Origin of the sequence: Thiohalobacter sp., assembly GCF_027000115.1 — a bacterium.
Lineage (GTDB): Bacteria > Pseudomonadota > Gammaproteobacteria > Thiohalobacterales > Thiohalobacteraceae > JALTON01.
Window position 1 is genome coordinate 21,508 of the sequence record NZ_JALTON010000053.1, and the last position, 14,088, is coordinate 35,595.

Consider the following 14,088-nt stretch of genomic DNA (forward strand, 5'->3'; position numbering starts at 1 on the left):
AATATCCTGGCTCAATGACAGCCGCCACCCGACCCCGGCGTCTCCGCCAGCGCATCCAGCTCGATGTCCTCGACGAAGTGAACGAAGCCGCGACGCAGGCGCTCGGCCCAGTCACCGCCCAGCCGGGCACCGGCATCGGCCAGCGCCTGCTCGATCTGGGCCAGCGACACCTGCAACAGGTCGTAGGTGATCTCCAGCTCGCTGTCCCTGATCACCACCGACTCCACACCCATCAGGCTGGCGAGATGGTCAATCACCGAACGGGCCTGCGCCTCGTCAAGCGCCGTGTCCAGATGAATCCGGCGGCGCCGGCGTTCCACCTCGCCCCGCTGCCGGGGCGCCGGGTGGCCCGGTCGGCCGACATACAGCCCGGGCCGGGCGAGGAAGCGGTCCCGGCACTGCTGCGAGCAGAAAGCGAAGTGCATGCCCTGATGTTCCACGGCGAGGGCGTCCGGCGCGACCCGCATGCCGCAGACCGGGCACCGCAGCCGATCCTGTTGCGCCTTCATGTCGCCACCTCCTGCCGCGCAGCGGGACTCAGAACCAGAAGCGCAGGCCGGCCACCAGCGCGGTGGTGCGCGTATCCTCGCCTTCGGCGCGGGCGAGATCCGCAGTATCCCCGTAAAGACCGGTCCATTCCACACCCACATAGAACGCGAACTCGCGTCGAATCTCGTAGCGCAGGCGCAGGCCCGCCGTGAGATCGGCCAGACCGCTGCCCAGGCCGCGGGCTGGATCGTCCCTGCCGTACAGGTTCGCCTCCAGCCGCGGCGTCAGCACCAGGCGCTGGCTCAGCAACAGCTCGTAGGACAGGTCGACGCGCGCGGCGCTGCGCCCGGATTCGCCGAGGTAGCCGGTGACATCGACCTCGAACCAGTAGGGCGCAAGCCCCTGGACCCCGAACGCCAGCCAGTCACGCCCCGGCCCGGTCCCGCTGTCGTGACGCCAGCCCAGCTGGGTATCCCAGAAGGCCGCGAAGGCATGTCCCCAGAGCAGTTCGGTACGGGCATCCTGCAGCCGGCCACCGTCATGCTCGCCCTCGGACTTGAGCACGGCGCGGTCGTAGTCACGGCCGAACCAGCTCTGGAGATCGAACGCGGCCGAGCCGTTGTCGCGGGTGCGCACCCACTCCAGCTGCTCGACCCGCAGGGAAGCGAAGGCCTTCTCGTCTGCCAGCCGCAGCCGCGGGAGCGGGCCGAAGCCCTGCCCCTCGGCATAGGCATGCGGGTCACGGGCATCGGCGGGCGGACTTCCCCCCTGCATGCGGCCACCCTGCATGTCCGCCATGCTACCAGCCGTCGCCAGCGGGCCATGTGCCAGCGCGACGAACAGCGGGATTGCAACGAATCTTCTGTTCATGGGAATTCCTCTCGTCAGTATGCGCATTCAGGACACCACGACTTCGCGGAACATCCCGGCATCCATGTGATAGAGGAGATGGCAGTGCCATGCCCATCGCCCCAGTGCATCGGCGGTCACCAGAAAGCTGACCCGCTGCGCGGGCTGTACGCTGATGGTGTGCCGGCGCGCAAGGAAGCCGCCACCGGGCTGTTCCAGCTCGCTCCACATACCATGCAGATGCATGGGATGGGTCATCATGGTGTCGTTGACCAGCACCACCCTGAGGCGCTCGTTGTAGCGGAAGTGGACCGGCGTCGAACGGCCGAATTCCAGGCCGTCGAGGGACCAGGTATAGCGTTCCATGTTGCCGGTCAGGTGCAGCTCGATCTCGCGCTCGGCATCACGGGCATCCAGCGGGCCGCCGAGGGTGTGAATGTCGGCGTAGGTCAGCACCCGCCGGCCGTTGTCACGCAGCCCCACGCCCGGATCGTCCAGGTTGGTCCGAGGATAGTCCACCCGCATGTCGACACTGGGTCCGTACTCGGTGCGGGCATGGCGTGCGCGCGGCATGCCGGACATGCCACCCATGCCGGCCATGTCATGCATGCCACTCATGCCGCCGTGCATGGCATGGGTGCCACCGCCGCCCATGCCACCTTGCGCCCCATGATCCATGCCGGACATGGCGCCGTGACCCATGCCGCCCTGGGCCATCGCCCCCATCATGTCCACCATGCCGAGCCACTGCGGGGGGTCGGGCTCGGGTACCGGGGCGCTCATCCCCGGACGCGGGGCCAGTGTACCGCGGGCGTAGCCGGTACGATCCATGGACTGGGCGTAGAGGGTATAGGCCCTGTCTTCCGGTTCCACGATGACGTCATAGGTTTCGCCAGGGCCGCAACGGAACTCGTCGATGGTGACTGGCTCCACATCCTGACCATCCACGTGCACCAGTGTCATTTTCAGCCCGGGTATGCGCACGTCGAAAAAGCTCTGGGTGCCACTGCTGATGAAGCGCAGGCGCACGCGTTCCCCGGACTTGAACAGGGCCGTCCAGTTACCGGCCGGCGGGGTGCCGTTCATCAGGTAGGTGTAGGTATAGGCCGAGATATCCGCGAGATCGGTCGGACTCATCCGCATCCGGTTCCACATGCGGCGGCGGGCCAGCGCCTCGGACCAGCCGCGTTCCGAGACATCGCGGAGGAAATCCCCGAGCGTGGGCTGGTTGAAGTTGTAGTAGTCGCTCTGCTTCTTGAGCCTTGCGAAGACGTCCATCGGGTCCTCGTCCGTCCAGTCGGACAACTGCACCACGTAATCCCGGTCGGCACGGATGCGGGGGCCGTCGGCAGGATCGATGATGATGGTACCGTACATCCCGGTCTGCTCCTGGAAGCCGGTATGCGAGTGATACCAGTAGGTACCGGACTGCTGCACCCTGAAACGGTAGACAAAGGTCTCGCCGGGCGCGATGCCGGGAAAGCTGACGCCGGGAACGCCGTCCATCTGGTAGGGCAGGATGATGCCGTGCCAGTGGATGGAGGTGCTGACCGGAAGGCGATTGGTCACCCGCAGCGTCACGGTGTCGCCCTCACGCCAGCGCAGGATCGGACCCGGTATCGAGCCGTTAATGGTGGTCGCCATCCGCGGCCGGCCGGTAAAGTTGACTAGGGTCTCGGAAATGACGAGATCGAACTCGGTGCCCGACAGCACCGGCACATTGCCGGTCACCGCGGCCCCGGGGGTGGCGCCCGGCCAGGCCCGGCCGGGCAGCGACAGCAGCAGGCCGCCGGCCGCCAGTCCCTCGATGAATCGCCGGCGCGAGCGGTCCGGCAGATCGTCAGACGCTTGGTATCGCTTCATGGTCCCGTTCTCCTTGTGATGCTTCGGCCCTGGAATGGATCGCTGCGCTCAGCGCAGCCAGAAGGCGACCAGACCGTAACAGGTCGTGCGCCAGCGGCAGTCCCGCTTGCGACAGCCCTCGCGTTCATCGGTGCCGCAACACATGGGCTGGCCGGACGCGCCCTGGATGCGCCGGACCAGGAGCACATCGGGCTGCTCCGCCGTGAATTCAATGCCCAGGCATTCCGCTTCCTGCTCTATCCGGCTTCGGTTCATGGTCGCAGTCCCTCCTCGTCGTCGACAACCACCCATACACGGCAATGGCGCCCCGGCTTCTGCCCACTGCCCGCACAGGGCGCCTCGTGGCCGGCGGTACCGTGGCAGCGGACCTGCCCGGTGGCGGGATAGCCGGCAACGCCGTTCAGGAGCGGCCCTCCGCCAGATGACGACAGCGGCACCAGGTACAGTCACATCCCGGGTGTGGCTGCAGCAGCGGCTGCTGGCGCCGACCGACCCAGGCGCGATACCACAGCCGCTTGAGCAGCCGGGGCGCGTAGGCCCGGCGCAGATAGTCGCGCGGATCGCCATCCGCCGGAAAACGATGGATGACGGCACGATAGCCGCGATCACCCAGGCGCTCGTAGAGCCAGCGGTTGGTGGCCGCGGTTTCCTGCCGGGGGCGCAGGCGCTCGCGCCAGAAGGTCTCGTAGTCCGCGGGCCGGCCGGCGGCCAGCGCCCGCCCGGCGGCCGCGCCACTGAGCAGCGCGCTGCGGAGACCGAACCCGAACAGCGGGTCCTGGAAGCCGGCCGCCTCGCCGGCGTAGAGGATATTGCCCTTGCGGGCGGTGCGCGGCAGGAAGAAGTTGCCGCTGCCGCCGAAGCGGCGCGGGTTGCGCATCACCAGGCCCACGCGGGCGCGGAAGAATGCCTCGACCCGCGCCACGTACTCGCGCTCGCGATGGAAATCGTCGAACAGACAGCTGGCCAGGGTACCCTGCCCGCCCTGGATCAGCAGGTAGGCGTAGCCCTTTGGCGCCAGGCGATCGGAGATGGCGGCATAGGCGGCGTCCGCCATGTCGGTCTCGAACAGCCAGCCTGCGGCGATGGCATCGGCCCGGTGCGGCCCCTCGGTCACGATGCCGCCCTGCGGCAGACGCGACACCGTGTCACCGAAGCGCAGTTCGGCGCCCGCCGCGAGCGCCTGGGCCTTGAGCGCCGCATCCAGGGTGCCGGGACCGGGGCCGCGGCGCAGCAGATGGAACAGCGGCGCCTCGGAGCGAAACAGCCGCGGCACGCCATCCGGATCGAACAGCGTGACCTCGTGAAAGGGAACCTGCCCGAACTCGGGCACAATCCCGGCAGCGGCCAGCTCGTCGAGCACGTCTCCGGGGGTTGTCCAGTTCTCCAGGCCCTGGAAATCGCCATGAAAGCGCAGCCCGACATCGGCCCGGCGCTCGTGGACCACGGCCTCACGCCCCGCGGCACGCACCGCCAGCGCCGCCGCCAGCCCGGCCGGACCCGCGCCAACGATCTCCACCACCTGCCCGCCCGCCTCAGCCATCCGCGTTCACCTGTCCCAGGTAACGCCGGGGATCGGCCGCGAAACGCTCCCGGCACCGTTTCGAGCAGAACACCACCGAACGGCCCCCGATTTCGAGGCGTTCGCTGGCGGTCCATTCGTCCACCCGCATGCCGCACACGGGGTCACGGACCCAGTGGTGCGGTTCGCTCCGGCGATCGCGGAGGGCCCCGTCCTCGAGCCAGAGGATCCGGTCCGCCACGTCCTCGACCCGCGGATCGTGGGTGACCATGACTACCGCCCGTCCCTCGTCGCGGGCAATGTCGTGCAGCAGCATGACCACCTCCTGTCCCTTCTGCGAATCCAGATTGCCGGTCGGCTCGTCGGCAAGGATCAGCGGCGGGCGATTGACCAGGGCGCGGGCAATGGCCACCCGCTGCTGCTCGCCACCGGAGAGGGTTGCCGGCAGGGCGTGGCGCCGCTCCAGCAGCTCGAAGCGTTCCAGCAGTTCCCGGGCCCGTGGCCGCGCCGCCGCCACGCCCCCGGGCGCCAGCTGCGCGGGAAACAGGATATTGTCCTCCACCGTCAGCGCCTCCAGCAGATTGAAGGCCTGAAACACGAAGCCGATGCGTTGTGCCCGCAGCGCCGGGCGGCGCCCCGGCGGCAGGGCGGTGACGTCGATGCCATCGATCTCGACCCGCCCCCGGTCCGGGGTCAGCAATGCCCCCAGCATGGACAGCAGCGTGGTCTTGCCGGAACCCGACGGCCCCATGATCAGCACCAGCTCGCCGCGAGCCACTTGCAGGCTGACCTCGTCCACCGCTCGCACCTCGGCCGGCCCGCTGCCGAAGGACTTGCTGATGCCCTCGGCCTGCAGGATGGGCCCCGGTTCGTTCGCGGCAGTCATCGTTGAAACGCCTCCAGCGGATCGACCCGCATCACCGCCCGCGCCGGCCACAGCGACGACAGCACGGCCACCGGCAGTCCGACGCCCGCCAGCCACAGCAGCATGGAACCATCTACCAGCAGCGAGATCTGCGGCATGATCTGCGGCACCCAGGGCAGCAGCCACCAGCCGCCCGCCGCCGCCAGCAGCACACCCGCCAGAGTGATCAGCGAGGTCTGCAGGATGACCGCGCCGTACAGGGCCGCGGCGCCGAACCCCAGCGCCCGCGCCACGGCCAGCTCCCGGCTGCGCCGTACCACCTGTCGCCAGGCCGTGAACGCCACCACCAGCACGGCCAGCAGGGCGCCGATCAGGGTCATGATGCGGATCACCTCGGTGCCCATCTGCATGGCCATTTCCCGATCCCGCGCCACGAAGATCGCGGCCGGCAGGGCGCTGACCTTGTCGACCTCCGACTCGATGCGCTGCGCCAGCTCGGCTGGCGAGACGCCGGGCCGGGCGCTGACCAGCAGGTAGCTGACCGCATCACGGACGTTCATGAGCTCCGCCAGGTCCGCGCGGGCGACGAAGGTGACCGAGTTGGCCATGGAGAAGGTACCGCGAGACAGGCCGACGATGCGCAGGGCGCGGCCCAGCAGGGTTACCTGATCCCCCGGCCCGAGGCCGGCGATCCGTGCCAGCACCTCGGGCACCACCACCTCGCCGGGACCGGGCAGGCGCCTGCCGCTGGCCATCGCCCAGGGGCCGGCACGGCGCGCATCCCGGTCGACGCCCACCACATAGGTGAACCACTCCCGGCCCCCGGCCGACACCACCGTGTTCAGGTACAGGATGGGCTCGACCGCCGCCACGCCGGGCACCCGCGCCACGCGGTCCAGTTTCCAGTCCCACAGCAGGGAGCTGGCCATGTGCATGTTGGACACGCCCTTCTGCATCACCCAGACGTCGGCGCCGGCATGGCTCGGATAGGCCACGATGCTCCGGGACTCGCCCTCGAACACGGCATCGAAGAACAGCACCAGCAGGAAGGCGGCAGCCACCGCGACCGCGCCGGAAAGCGGCCGGCCGGGCTGGTGCAACAGGTCTCTGAGGCCCCAGTTCAGCATCTCACCTCCGGAACACCCGCATCGGGTCCAGGCCCGTCAGCAGGCGCAATGGCACCAGTGCCGCGAACAGCGCAATCAGCAGGGTCGCTGTCGTGACCTGCGCCAGCAGCCGGGCGCCGGTCACCTCCACCCGGTACAGCGGCTCGCTCCACTCCACCAGCCCCGCGATCGCCAGCGCCGCGAGCAGACCGACGGGCAGCGCGGCCAGGGTCAGGAGCAGCGCCTCCAGCAGCGGAATCCGCAGCAGACTGCGGGCCGGGAAGCCGAGCGCCATCATCAGTCCGAGGCTCCGCTGGCGCCCCGCCACCGACGAGAACACGATCAGCGCCACCACCAGCAGGCAGATCAGATAGCCGATAGCCACCAACACGGTCATGACCGGCCCGAACAGGGTGCGGCCCAAGGTCACGTCGCGTTCCGCCAGCCTATCGGGCAGCCAGGCGCTGACATCCGGCACCGCGGCCTCGATCGCCTGCGCCAGACGCTGCGCAGGCACGCCGGGGGCGGCATCGACGATCAGGTAACCCAGCAGGGGCAGGCTGGCCAGATCCCCCATCAGGTCCGACTCGAAGTAGAAGTCGATCAGATCGTCGTAGCGAACGAACACCAGCGGGGTGAACATGGCAGCGGCCCCGCGCGTGGCACCGACGATGCGAAAACCGAATCCGGACAGTTCCAGGGTGTCGCCCACCGCCAGGTGCTGCAGGTCCAGCAGCGAGACATCGACCACCACCTCCCGCGGCCCCGCTATGCCCCGGCCCTGCACCAGCGGCCCCGGACCGCCGCGGCCATCGTGCACCAGCAGCATGATCGGGGTCTTGCGTCCGTGGCGTTCGTAGATCAGCGGCACCAGGGTGAGCGGCCAGGTGGCCGCGACCCCGGGCACGGCCTCGACCTCGCCGCGGCTGAGCTGGCGCAGCGTCGAACGGCTGGCAAGAAAGCTGGTCACGCCGCGCTGGGTGACGATGAGATCCCCGCCGCGCATCATGACCACCTGTCGCAACTGCTGGTACAGGCCGGACTCGAAACCCTGCAGCACCAGCACCACGGCCACCGCCGTGCCGATGGCGATGCAGGCGAACAGGGTGTTGCCGCGTTCCAGGCGCAGCTGCCGAAGCAGCCAGCCCGTCACCGCCCCGCCCCCTGCCGGCAATCGGCAGCCCTGCGTGAGGCCACAGGCCGTGGCGACCGCTGCGTCATCTGCTAGCCCTCCGTGGCCTGGCCATCGCCGCAGAAACAGGAGGGCCGCCGGAAGTGGCGCCGGCTGTAGGCATCGATCAGCCGTGCGACCAGCTGCCCGGGATCGGCGTCGTACAGGACCTCGGCCCCAGTGTCCTTGTCGAATTGGCGGATGACCTCCGGCAGCGTATCGGTGATGCCGCCACTGCCGGAGAGGACGCCGATCAGCTTGCCCTCGTCATAGGCGATGGCGAACTCGCCCAGCGTACCCGACCGTCCGCCAACGATGATGACCATGTCGCTGGAGCGTATGTTGGTGACCTCCCGGCCCATCAGGCCACTGCCGGTATAGACCATGACGTCGAAGGCATCGGCGGGCGAGTGATACTTGTACAGATGCTCGTCCAGACTGAGCGCCGGCGAGATGCCGACCGAAAGGCCCTCCCGACTGCGGACCCCCTGCGCGCAGGCGTGGGGAAGCCCGGGACAGGCTCCGGTCACCAGGATCAGCCCGGCATCGCCGATGGCCTCGCCCAGCCGCTCGGCCTGGCGCTGAAGCGCGGGATCCGGATCGGCCGCGGCCGAGCCCATGACCCCGACCGCCAGGCGCTGGCCCTCGGCATTGCCCCGGTAGCGTTCGGTATCCTCGAGAAAGTGTTCGCGGCACCCCTCGCTGCAGAAGTACCAGGCCCGCCCGTCGACTACGGCCATGGCCTCTGCCTCGCGCAGGTCAAACTTCATCAGACACACCGGATCACGCACCATGTTCATGCCCTCCTTCATGATTGCCGGCGCTGCGGCCGCCACGCCGCTCGCGGTTACCGCCCCGCACGCCGCGCCTTTTCCAGCACCATCAGCAGCCCCAGCGCAGGGTGCTTGAACTGGGCATGGCGCAGCATGGGCCAGTAGCTGTCCAGATACTGCTCGATGAACCCGATCATGTGCCCCAGCGTCAGCACTGCGTAATGCCGGGGCGGTGGACTGGGCAGGCTGGTACCGAAGGCCATCAGCCGCACCCGGTGGCCGCTGTGGGTGACCGCCTGCCCGGCATGCAGCAGCTCGCCCACGGTGTGGTCCGCATGGCGCAGATCACAGCAGCCGAAGCGCGCCAGTACGGTACGCAGCACATCGGGGTTGCGCGCATTGCGGTTCAGTTCGGCGTGCCCTTCCTTGACCTCACCGATGAGCATGTCCGCCTCCGAGCCGTCGATGCCGAGCGCAGGATCTGGCGCGAACAGCGGCTGGTCCTCTCGCCCCGGCACCAGCCGGCCGGCGCCGGGAAAGCGAAAGGCCAGCATGTCCAGATCGGTCGCCGTCTCGTAGCTGCGGCGGCCGGCAGCCTCGATCACCGGATACTCGGCCACGGTGAAGTAACCATTCAGTTGCAGATAGGCCTGTACCAGGGCAACGGCATGATCCATGGGCATGACTCCGGCTCAGCGGATCCCGTAGGCCTCGGTGGCATAGCGCCGCATCATGCGGTGGCTGTTGAAATAGCTGGCGTTCTTGGCGATGGCACCCTTCATCACGGCCACCCAGCCGGACCGGTCACCGTGATACAGCGGCAACACGACCTCATCCAGCTTGACGTAGAGGGCCTCGGCATCGCCGTCGCTCGCCGCCGGCACACTGTCACCCACCGCCCAGCCGGTCACGCCCTCGATGCAACCCTCTATCCACCAGCCGTCCAGCACGCTGAGGCTGGGCACGCCATTGAATGCCGCCTTCATGCCACTGGTCCCGGAGGCCTCCATCGGCCGCAGCGGCGTGTTGACCCACAGGTCGACGCCGGCGACCAGTGCCTGTGCCATCGCCATGTCGTAGTCCGGCAGGTAGACCACCGGCAGTGCCTCGCCCAGCTCGCGCGCCCAGGTGTGGATCCGGGCGATCAGCTGCTTGCCACCCTCGTCGCGCGGATGCGCCTTGCCGGCGAGCACGATCTGGAAGGGATGACGCCCGGCAATGGCGCGCAGGCGGCCGAGATCCGAGAACAGCAGGTCGGGACGCTTGTAGGCCGTCATGCGCCGGGCAAAGCCCAGCAGGGGCCTGCCCGGATCCAGGGTGCGGCCGGTCACGGCCTGGATGTGATCGAGCAGGGCCGTCTTCGCCTCGGCATGCGCAGCGAGAATGGCATCGTCTCCGATGCAGCAATCGACCCGCGCCAGCAGTTCCGGCTCGTGGCACCATCCGGGGATGTGCGCATCGTAGAGCCGGCGGAATGGCGCGCTGGTCCAGGTGAAGGGATGCACGCCATTGGTGATGGCGTGGACCTCGTAGCCGGGGAACATGCTGCGGGACACCTCGGCATGCCGCCGGGCCACGCCATTGACGTACTCGCTCATGTTGAGCGCCAGCCGGGTCATGTTCAGCTGGTCGCTGCCGGCCAGCCGGCGCAACAATGCCGGTTCGACCGGCTCGCCCAAGGCCTGCTGCACCAGGCCGTAGTCGAAACGGTCATGCCCGGCCTCGACCGGCGTATGGGTGGTGAAGCTCATTCGCTCGCGGGCACGGGGCAGATCGTAGGGCAGTTCGCCCGGGCGCAGATCCTCCGGCGGATAGCGGAACCGGCGCAGCAGTTCCAGCGCGATGAAGGCCGAATGGCCCTCGTTGAGATGGTAGTGGCGGATCTCGAACCCCAGCGCCTGCAGCAGGCGCACGCCACCGATGCCCAGCACCATCTCCTGCTGCAGGCGATAGGCCGCATCGCCGCCATAGAGAAAGTCGGTCAGGCAGCGGTCCTCGGGCGTGTTTTCCGCAAGATCGGTGTCGAGCAGGATCACCGGCTGGCGACCGTTCATGTGGCCTTCCAGCACATGCAGCCAGCCCCCGATCCAGACCTTGCGCCCGCCGATCTCCAGCGCCACCCGTGCATCCAGCGGCCGCGCCCACTGCGCCGGATCCCAAGGGTCCGGCGCCTCCTGCTGACGGCCCTCGCCGTCGAGCGACTGGCGAAAATAGCCCTGTCGGCTCACCAGGGTCACCCCAACCAGTGGCAGCTCCAGGTCGGCCGCGGAGCGCAGAGTGTCGCCAGCCAGCACGCCCAGGCCGCCGGCATAGGTCGGAATCTCCGCCCGAAGTGCGATCTCCATGCTGAAGTAGGCTACCCGTGGCCCGTGCACAAAGGGCTCGAGGAGATCGGCAACAGGCTCAGACATCGGGGTCTACACCTATTTCGACGATGCTGTCGGCAACGTAACGATAAGGTGGGACCACAAGATTGCTCGGCGCCGGCATCCGCTTGTAGACCCGGCCCGCGAGGTCGTAGCGCGAGCCATGGCACGGACAGAAATAGCCACCGTCCCACTCGGGCCCCAGATCTTCCGGCGCCAGGTCCGGGCGGAAGGTCGGCACGCAACCCAGGTGTGTGCAGATGCCGATGACCACCAGGTGCTCGGGATGGATGGAGCGGGTGGCATTGCGGGCGTAGGGTGGCTGCTGGGTCGCGAGTTCGGAATCGGGATCACGGAGCCGGGCCCGGTGCGCGGGCGTTTCCATTGCCGCCAGCATCTCCGGGGTGCGGCGCAATACCCACACTGGCCGGCCCCGCCACTCGACGGTGATCTGCTGCCCGGGCTCGATGCGACTGATGTCCACCGTCACCGGCGCGCCGGCGACACGTGCCTTCTCGCTTGGCCACATGGAAGCCAGGAACGGCCACAGCGCCGCCACCGTGCCGGCCCCGCCCACCACCATGGTGGTGGCCACCAGGAACCGCCTCCGATCCTTGTCTCGCGTCATGACACCCTTCCTCCATGTTGACAACGCTGACAGTCCCTCATTCTTGACCGCGTGCCGCTACCCGGTTGTGGATCGGCACCCAGATCAGGGCAAAGTACCAGCCGTAGGCATAGGCCTCGATCAGCCCCATGACAAAACTTTTCCACGACAACCACTGGAAACCCGGCAACAGCGCACGCCAGGACTGGTACATGGCCATGTCGGGAAAGGCCAGATCCCAGGCCACGCACAAGACGAAGGTAATGGCCAGGAACAGGCTGGTGGCATGACCCACCGCTGCCAGTGAAACCCGTGTACTCATGGCGCACCTCCCGGTTGCGAATCGCCCTGCGGGCCTCCGATATAACGTTGCGGGTCGTCGTCGAAGCGCTCCAGGCAACGGCGCGAACAGAAGCGGTAGAGACGCCCGGAGTACATGCGCGCATAACCCTGTCCGGCTTCGACCGTCATCCCGCAGACCGGATCGGTGCCCGCACCAAGGGTGCTGCCCGCAGCCGCGTGACCGCCATGCATGTCCAGCATCATCCAGATGCAGAGCGCGACAAGAAGGAACAGCAACAGACTTCCCATGAGGCTTCCTCCGTTCCGCTGTTCAACCCGCCGCCGCTACGGGAGACGCCCGGTACAGGTCATCCCGTCGCAGCGGCAACTCCAGGGTATCGTGCACCCGTCCACCCAGAATCTGATAGACGTTGATGCTGCCCTCGTAGAAATAATGGGCACAACCCGCCATGTACAGCCGCCACAGCCGCCAGGTCCGCCGATCGGCGCAGGCCGCGGCTGCCTTCTGGCTGGCCTCGAGGCGGGATACCCAGTGGCGCAGGGTCAGGGCGTAATGGCGCCGCAGGCTCTCGACATCGGCGATCTCGAAACCAGCCTGTTCCATGGCCTGGACAACCTGCCCGAACCGTGCCAGCTCGCCATCGGGAAAGATGTAGCGATTCATGAACCGGGTCAGCGGCGTGTCCCGCCAGCCATGCTCGCTGGTGATCCCGTGATTGAGAAACAGGCCGCCCGGGCGCAGCAGCCGATGCACCGTTTCGAAGTAGCGCGGGAAATTGGCCACTCCGATGTGTTCGAACATGCCGACACTGACAATGCGGTCATATACCGCACTGCCCTCGAGTTCACGATAGTCGCGCAATTCGATCCGGACCTGCCCCTCCAGGCCTTCGGTCCGCACACGCTCCCGGGCCCAGTGATACTGCTCTTCACTGAGGGTAATCCCATGCACCTTTGCGCCATGGCGCCGCGCCGCCCAGCAGGCGAGCGCACCCCAGCCGCAGCCGATGTCGAGCAGGTGCTGCCCTCGTCGCAGCCGCAGCTTGCGGCAGATATACTCCAGCTTGTCGCGCTGGGCCTCCTCCAGGGACTGGTCCGGGTCACGAAAATAGGCGCAGGAGTACACCCGCTCGGCATCCAGCCATAGGCCATAGAAGTCGTTGCCGACATCGTAATGGCGGGCGATGGCGGAAGAGGAATTGGGTTCCGGCCCGGCGCCCCGGCCAGCCCCAGCAGCGGTACCGCTGCGCGGCAGGCGCCAGGCCCGGCCCGCCAGGCGCAGCCGGTTGGCCAACGGCAATGACAGCGTTTCGAAGTGACCGGCCAGAGTGAACAGGGATTCCAGATCACCTTCCACCTCCACCCGCTCGGCCAGATAGGCCTCGGCGAGCTGCAGCAGGTCGCGCACGAGGATCAGATCGCGCAACACTCCGGGATCGCGCAGCAGGATCCGGCAACGCGCATTGGCCGGTCCGGCGACCTGCTGTCCATCCCAAAGCGCCACTGAAACCGGTGCTCGGCTGCCTGCCAGCAGCTGCGTCACAATATACTTGCCCAGGCGCAAATCCTTCTGCTTGTGCGCCCGCCCGAATGCCGGCTCTTCCGCAATCCCGCTCATATCCCCTCCTCACGCCTCACGCCTCACGCCCACAGTCTGGAACCTACGCCCAGCACCCAGGTCAAGACATCGAACATCACGAGGGGGCAATGGCCTGTTCGTCTTCCGACTCGATCAGATGGCACACCTGATCACCGTCCGGAACGCCGTCCGGCAGGTGCTGCCAGCGTTCCAGTGCACGTTCCATGCGCGTCTGCAGCGCGACCAGCTCATTCAGCACCTGTCGATTCTGCGCCACCCGCCGCTCGAGAATGCGGCGAACCCGCGGGCAGGGCGAGCGCCCTGAGTCGGCGTCCTGCAGGATCTCCGCGATCTCCTTCAGGCTGAACCCCAGCCGCTGGACCCGACGAAGGAAACGAATCCGCTTGGCATCACGCGGTCGGTAGCGACGATAGCCGTTGGCAGGATCGCGAGCCGGCTGCAACAGACCACGACGGGTGTAGTGACGCACCGCGTGCACGGTGGTCTCCGCGGCACGCGCCAGCTGTGCGACGGTCAGCCCCTGATTTCCGTTCCCCGAAGCCATTCCGCCATCACCAGCGGTCACTGATGCAACATG

The 14,088-nt window shown here is 67.8% G+C and carries 16 protein-coding genes; all 16 read right to left on the bottom strand.

Translation table 11 applies throughout. The annotated features are described in order from the left end of the window. Positions 1 to 11: 11 nt before the first annotated feature. A complete protein-coding gene (locus MVF76_RS10045; protein WP_297528702.1) occupies positions 12 to 509 on the bottom strand; it encodes a YHS domain-containing protein in 498 nt (165 codons plus the stop codon). Positions 510 to 537: 28 nt separating this feature from the next. Then, entirely contained in the window at positions 538 to 1,359 is an 822-nt protein-coding gene (locus tag MVF76_RS10050) for a copper resistance protein B (RefSeq protein ID WP_297528703.1), read from the bottom strand. Positions 1,360 to 1,386: 27 nt separating this feature from the next. Next, on the bottom strand, positions 1,387 to 3,201 hold the full coding sequence (locus tag MVF76_RS10055; RefSeq protein WP_297528705.1) for a copper resistance system multicopper oxidase: 1,815 nt from the start codon (positions 3,199 to 3,201) through the stop codon (positions 1,387 to 1,389). A gap of 48 nt (positions 3,202 to 3,249) precedes the next feature. Further along, positions 3,250 to 3,456 carry a hypothetical protein gene (locus MVF76_RS10060; protein WP_297528707.1) on the bottom strand — a complete coding sequence of 69 codons (207 nt, stop codon included), beginning with the start codon at positions 3,454 to 3,456 and terminating at the stop codon, positions 3,250 to 3,252. A 145-nt stretch (positions 3,457 to 3,601) separates the two neighbouring features. Beyond that, entirely contained in the window at positions 3,602 to 4,741 is a 1,140-nt protein-coding gene (locus MVF76_RS10065) for an NAD(P)-binding protein (RefSeq protein WP_297528709.1), read from the bottom strand. Further along, on the bottom strand, positions 4,734 to 5,606 hold the full coding sequence (locus MVF76_RS10070; RefSeq protein WP_297528711.1) for an ATP-binding cassette domain-containing protein: 873 nt from the start codon (positions 5,604 to 5,606) through the stop codon (positions 4,734 to 4,736). Before MVF76_RS10070 ends, MVF76_RS10065 begins: the two co-directional genes overlap by 8 nt. Then, a complete protein-coding gene (locus MVF76_RS10075) occupies positions 5,603 to 6,712 on the bottom strand; it encodes an ABC transporter permease (RefSeq protein ID WP_297528713.1) in 1,110 nt (369 codons plus the stop codon). The genes MVF76_RS10070 and MVF76_RS10075 overlap by 4 nt, the downstream gene beginning before the upstream one ends. A gap of 1 nt (position 6,713) precedes the next feature. Beyond that, positions 6,714 to 7,844 (bottom strand): ABC transporter permease, encoded by a 1,131-nt coding sequence (locus tag MVF76_RS10080; protein WP_297528714.1) that lies wholly within the window; start codon positions 7,842 to 7,844, stop codon positions 6,714 to 6,716. Between the two features lie 71 nt (positions 7,845 to 7,915). Further along, positions 7,916 to 8,674 carry a YHS domain-containing protein gene (locus MVF76_RS10085; protein ID WP_297528717.1) on the bottom strand — a complete coding sequence of 253 codons (759 nt, stop codon included), beginning with the start codon at positions 8,672 to 8,674 and terminating at the stop codon, positions 7,916 to 7,918. A gap of 35 nt (positions 8,675 to 8,709) precedes the next feature. Continuing rightward, positions 8,710 to 9,312 (bottom strand): hypothetical protein, encoded by a 603-nt coding sequence (locus MVF76_RS10090; RefSeq protein WP_297528719.1) that lies wholly within the window; start codon positions 9,310 to 9,312, stop codon positions 8,710 to 8,712. Positions 9,313 to 9,327: 15 nt separating this feature from the next. Next, positions 9,328 to 11,046, bottom strand: coding sequence for an alpha-glucan family phosphorylase (gene glgP / locus MVF76_RS10095; RefSeq protein WP_297528721.1), 1,719 nt, complete (start codon positions 11,044 to 11,046; stop codon positions 9,328 to 9,330). Further along, entirely contained in the window at positions 11,039 to 11,629 is a 591-nt protein-coding gene (petA, locus tag MVF76_RS10100; RefSeq protein ID WP_297528723.1) for a ubiquinol-cytochrome c reductase iron-sulfur subunit, read from the bottom strand. Before petA ends, glgP begins: the two co-directional genes overlap by 8 nt. Positions 11,630 to 11,666: 37 nt before the next feature. Then, on the bottom strand, positions 11,667 to 11,930 hold the full coding sequence (locus MVF76_RS10105) for a DUF5676 family membrane protein (protein ID WP_297528724.1): 264 nt from the start codon (positions 11,928 to 11,930) through the stop codon (positions 11,667 to 11,669). Next, complete coding sequence (locus MVF76_RS10110; protein ID WP_297528726.1) at positions 11,927 to 12,199, bottom strand: YHS domain-containing protein; 273 nt, start codon at positions 12,197 to 12,199, stop codon at positions 11,927 to 11,929. The genes MVF76_RS10105 and MVF76_RS10110 overlap by 4 nt, the downstream gene beginning before the upstream one ends. Before the next feature lie 22 nt (positions 12,200 to 12,221). Continuing rightward, entirely contained in the window at positions 12,222 to 13,529 is a 1,308-nt protein-coding gene (locus tag MVF76_RS10115) for an SAM-dependent methyltransferase (RefSeq protein ID WP_297528728.1), read from the bottom strand. Positions 13,530 to 13,605: 76 nt separating this feature from the next. Then, positions 13,606 to 14,055: a MerR family transcriptional regulator gene (locus MVF76_RS10120; RefSeq protein WP_297528730.1), complete on the bottom strand. Its 450-nt coding sequence runs from the start codon at positions 14,053 to 14,055 to the stop codon at positions 13,606 to 13,608. Positions 14,056 to 14,088: the final 33 nt, after the last annotated feature.

Coding starts and splice junctions, on each gene's coding strand:
- MVF76_RS10045 (WP_297528702.1), bottom strand. CDS start 509: ATGAAGGCGCAACAGGATCGGCTGCGGTGCCCGGTCTGCGGCATGCGG.
- MVF76_RS10050 (WP_297528703.1), bottom strand. CDS start 1,359: ATGAACAGAAGATTCGTTGCAATCCCGCTGTTCGTCGCGCTGGCACAT.
- MVF76_RS10055 (WP_297528705.1), bottom strand. CDS start 3,201: ATGAAGCGATACCAAGCGTCTGACGATCTGCCGGACCGCTCGCGCCGG.
- MVF76_RS10060 (WP_297528707.1), bottom strand. CDS start 3,456: ATGAACCGAAGCCGGATAGAGCAGGAAGCGGAATGCCTGGGCATTGAA.
- MVF76_RS10065 (WP_297528709.1), bottom strand. CDS start 4,741: ATGGCTGAGGCGGGCGGGCAGGTGGTGGAGATCGTTGGCGCGGGTCCG.
- MVF76_RS10070 (WP_297528711.1), bottom strand. CDS start 5,606: ATGACTGCCGCGAACGAACCGGGGCCCATCCTGCAGGCCGAGGGCATC.
- MVF76_RS10075 (WP_297528713.1), bottom strand. CDS start 6,712: ATGCTGAACTGGGGCCTCAGAGACCTGTTGCACCAGCCCGGCCGGCCG.
- MVF76_RS10085 (WP_297528717.1), bottom strand. CDS start 8,674: ATGAAGGAGGGCATGAACATGGTGCGTGATCCGGTGTGTCTGATGAAG.
- MVF76_RS10090 (WP_297528719.1), bottom strand. CDS start 9,312: ATGGATCATGCCGTTGCCCTGGTACAGGCCTATCTGCAACTGAATGGT.
- glgP (WP_297528721.1), bottom strand. CDS start 11,046: ATGTCTGAGCCTGTTGCCGATCTCCTCGAGCCCTTTGTGCACGGGCCA.
- petA (WP_297528723.1), bottom strand. CDS start 11,629: ATGACGCGAGACAAGGATCGGAGGCGGTTCCTGGTGGCCACCACCATG.
- MVF76_RS10105 (WP_297528724.1), bottom strand. CDS start 11,930: ATGAGTACACGGGTTTCACTGGCAGCGGTGGGTCATGCCACCAGCCTG.
- MVF76_RS10110 (WP_297528726.1), bottom strand. CDS start 12,199: ATGGGAAGTCTGTTGCTGTTCCTTCTTGTCGCGCTCTGCATCTGGATG.
- MVF76_RS10115 (WP_297528728.1), bottom strand. CDS start 13,529: ATGAGCGGGATTGCGGAAGAGCCGGCATTCGGGCGGGCGCACAAGCAG.
- MVF76_RS10120 (WP_297528730.1), bottom strand. CDS start 14,055: ATGGCTTCGGGGAACGGAAATCAGGGGCTGACCGTCGCACAGCTGGCG.